Genomic DNA, 3,449 nt, shown 5'->3' on the forward strand with positions numbered 1-3,449 from the left:
GGCACTTTGACTTGTCCCCAGAGAGTTTATCTTTGGTCAGCTAAGAATAGACGGAGCAACACGGATTTATCCTGTTGCGTAGTATCTGCTTAGAATCCCCTCGACTTTAGCCAGGGGAGTAGTCAATGCTTTATCTTAATTTCTACTTGTTCAAGAAGCAATAACATAATCAATAAGTTGTGCAAGTCGTTGACGCAAAGTTTCCAAACCTAGAGCTTTAGCAGCAGAAATAAATACTGCCATCGGATATTCTTCGTGAGCAAATCTTAAAGTATCTCCATCTACTTCATCGATCTTGTTAAAAGCAACTAAAGCAGGTCCTGGAGTTTCTGGCATTTCCGCCAAAATAGTCATCACAGAACGTATTTGACTTTGCCAAGCAGGATGAGACAGATCGACAACATGAAGTAAAGCATCTGCTTCTGTCACCTCTTCGAGGGTTGCCCGAAAAGCATCAATTAGGGTAGGTGGGAGTTCGTGAATAAATCCCACTGTGTCGGTAATCACAATCGGAATTCGCTTACCCGTAATTGCATCAGGAATAATCAGACGACGAGAAGTAGGGTCTAGAGTTGCAAACAATTGGTCTGCAGCATAAACCTCTGATTTAGTAAGTGTATTCAGTAATGTAGACTTACCAGCATTAGTGTATCCAACTATTGCCACCGTTGGTACTTCTTGACTTTGACGATGTTGACGTAGACGGGAACGATGTGCTTGTAACTGATTTACCTCTTTCTGCAACCGAGATATTCGAGCATTAATTGCCCGACGTTCCGTTTCTAACTTAGTTTCACCAGGTCCTCTAGTACCAATACCACCACCAAGACGAGACATTGCCTCACCTCGACCTGTAAGACGCGGGATAGTATATTCTAGTTGAGCAAGTTCGACCTGTAATTTTCCGGCGCGAGACTGAGCGCGTTGAGCAAAAATATCGAGAATAACTTCAGTACGGTCTACAACTCTCACACCAACCTTAGTTTCTAGGTTACGAACTTGAGCAGGAGAAAGGTCGCGGTCAAATACAACTAAATTAGCTCCCACAGTTTGAACAGTCAGAGCAATTTCTTGGACTTTACCCTCTCCCACCACAGTTTGAGGATGGGGTTGCGATCGCTTCTGTTGCATTGTCTTTAATACCAAACCTCCAGCAGTATTAACAAGTCTAGCTAATTCTGCTAACCCATCTTCAAATTCCCTATCCTTCATTTTGTCTGTTTTTAGTCCCACCAACAGAACCTTATCTTGGTCAGAATCAACTTCTTGAGCAATAAATTCTCTTTCAAATTCTGCTTCTAATCCATCAATCAAGTCAATAAAGTCTTGTTTAGCAAGCATATCCAGACTCAGAGGGGGTGATACCGTCCAAAACGGTAATTCTTGGATATTGGTATCTGTCCGATCTGTTTGAGTAGGTAACAAGTGAGCTAAATAAGCTTGTTTAATGTAACCAGTAGCTCCACCCCCCTTGCGTTTAAATCCTTCACCTGTGAGGGTAAGCACCACCAGAGCATCAAGTCGTTGAATCACCATTGCAGTCAGAGCCGCTTCTGAAGGCACTTCTGGTTTCAGGTTAGTAGCGATGCAACGAATACCACTAAGGCGACTTGCACCGTAACGGGGTAATTCTAGAGGAGGAATTTGGGTTTGGCGGGGTGTGCCAATTCCTACCCGGATAATTTTTCCTCTACGATTGACATAAACACAGACTGGTTGGCCAACTTCTTTGCTGATTGAGGCGACTCTTTGGGCAAATTCTGAGGTAGTTAGGCAATCGCTTGGTAATCGCTGATGGTACAACCTTTGCAGTTGTTTAAGTTGGCTAGATTTTAGACCTTGAAGATTTCCGTAGATGGTTTCGATAGGCATTCCTAGCCACGAAAATGTGGCCCCTCTCTAATACTACTTTAGAATTATAAATATTCTATTATAATCCTAATTTTTGAGTTCAACACAGTCCACTTGATATATTACCTTTGTACAATTTTTGTGGAAATATAAATAATATCATGTCCGTTGGTATCGTTTGTGTAAAAGTTAGCGTGGATATCTACAGGAAATTTAAGTTTTTTTCTTGCTCAATTGCCTTCCTGTTTGTTGCCTGTTGCCTTCCTTTGCTATACAATACCGATGCTACCGGACATAATATAAGTCTTAAGTGGTGGCTTCAAATCAATGGAGTTTTAACTTAATTTATTCCTTGCGATCTACCTTAAAGATAATTTGATAAGACCGATCATTTCAGTTATCAGTTATCAGTTATCAGTACCTCTGCAATAAGGAGGTTTGACATCAGGAATAGTCTCTTTTTTTATCCCTTTAAAAAGGGAGGCGCATACCCACAATTTTTCGGTAATTATGTTGAATTTTTTAATGCCAGACTCTCCTCCACCAAGCATTCAGGAAATTGCTTTTGCGTTTCGTCGTTGGGGACGAATTGGTTTTTGGTTACCGAAAAATTAAAGTATAAAGCCTCTCCATTCATGGAGAAAAAGCGGTCGATCTTTGGAGATTCCCGAAGGGTGGGATGGCATTAGCGTTAGCGTTTGCGCAGCATGACCATAGGAAAGCTCCTCTGTAAGAGGTAGCGGCTCTGTCACTCTTCGGGTCTCCTCGCTGGCCAACCATCGGCCAAGATAAGGAAAAAAAATACTTTTAGCCAATCCTTCTATTACAGAAGAGGTAATAATTAATAATTAATTATTAATTGTTAATTGTTGAACTCACCTTGGACGAATTCTATTTAACTGTTCTAAAGCCCATTTTGCTGTTTTTTCAACTTCAGGGTCTGGGTCATATTCTGCTTGTTGCAATAAGCTAGTTGTTTGAATGATTAACTCATAAATTCGAGTTAAATCTCGGATAGCATTTTTTCTGACTTCTGCATTGTCATTTTGCATTGACATTGCTAAAGCTCTATTCATTGGTTTTAACGTTTTAGTTCCTATTTCTGAGAGAGTCGCTAAAATTAAACTTTGCTGTTTAGAATCAGAATCTATCAGTAAATTAACTAATGGTTGAACAGCTCTAGAATCTCCTCTTTGACCTAATTCCCAGATAGCATTATGCCGTTTTTTCGGGTCAAAATTTTGTAGACCACTAATTAATTCTTCAACAACATTAACTTCTGGTAAAGGATAGTTATTTGGCAGAGTAATATCTCTAGAGTCTTCAACTGTAGAATGTTGATTATTTGCTTGTGATAAATTCACTTTATTTTCTGGTCGCTCATAGTGGTTATTTTCTTCACTCTCAATTGTAGAAAAATTTTCAGCTTTAATATCTAAATTATGGGATTTTAAACTATGTTTTGAAATTTCTACAGAAGTATTTTCTCCAGACTTCTGTAATGGGGGGACAAAAGAATCTAAAGAATTGTTTTTATTGGCCAAATAAGAGGTTTCTGGGAATCTAGGCCATTTAGAGGGGGACTGTTCGGAATCGTT

3 protein-coding genes are annotated in these 3,449 nt (G+C 39.7%); 1 reads left to right on the forward strand and 2 read right to left on the reverse strand.

The window, feature by feature from the left end; all coding sequences use genetic code 11:
• Positions 1 to 150: 150 nt before the first annotated feature.
• Positions 151 to 1,872, reverse strand: a complete 1,722-nt coding sequence (hflX, locus tag F6K13_RS24345; protein WP_124144717.1) for a GTPase HflX — start codon at positions 1,870 to 1,872, stop codon at positions 151 to 153.
• 489 nt (positions 1,873 to 2,361) lie between these two features.
• Here hflX and F6K13_RS24350 point away from each other — a divergent pair, with 489 nt between their 5' ends.
• Positions 2,362 to 2,466, forward strand: coding sequence for a DUF3611 family protein (locus F6K13_RS24350; RefSeq protein ID WP_240038927.1), 105 nt, complete (start codon positions 2,362 to 2,364; stop codon positions 2,464 to 2,466).
• A 260-nt stretch (positions 2,467 to 2,726) separates the two neighbouring features.
• Here F6K13_RS24350 and F6K13_RS24355 read toward each other — a convergent pair.
• The coding region (locus tag F6K13_RS24355) for a HEAT repeat domain-containing protein (protein WP_287288637.1) at positions 2,727 to 3,449 on the reverse strand (723 nt) is incomplete at its 5' end.

Origin of the sequence: Okeania sp. SIO2B9 (assembly GCF_010672505.1) — a bacterium.
GTDB lineage: Bacteria > Cyanobacteriota > Cyanobacteriia > Cyanobacteriales > Microcoleaceae > Okeania > Okeania hirsuta.

What these genes read in the sequence shown, in the direction of transcription:
- hflX (WP_124144717.1), bottom strand. Translation starts at nt 1,872, where the DNA reads ATGCCTATCGAAACCATCTACGGAAATCTTCAAGGTCTAAAATCTAGC.
- F6K13_RS24350 (WP_240038927.1), top strand. Translation starts at nt 2,362, where the DNA reads ATGTTGAATTTTTTAATGCCAGACTCTCCTCCACCAAGCATTCAGGAA.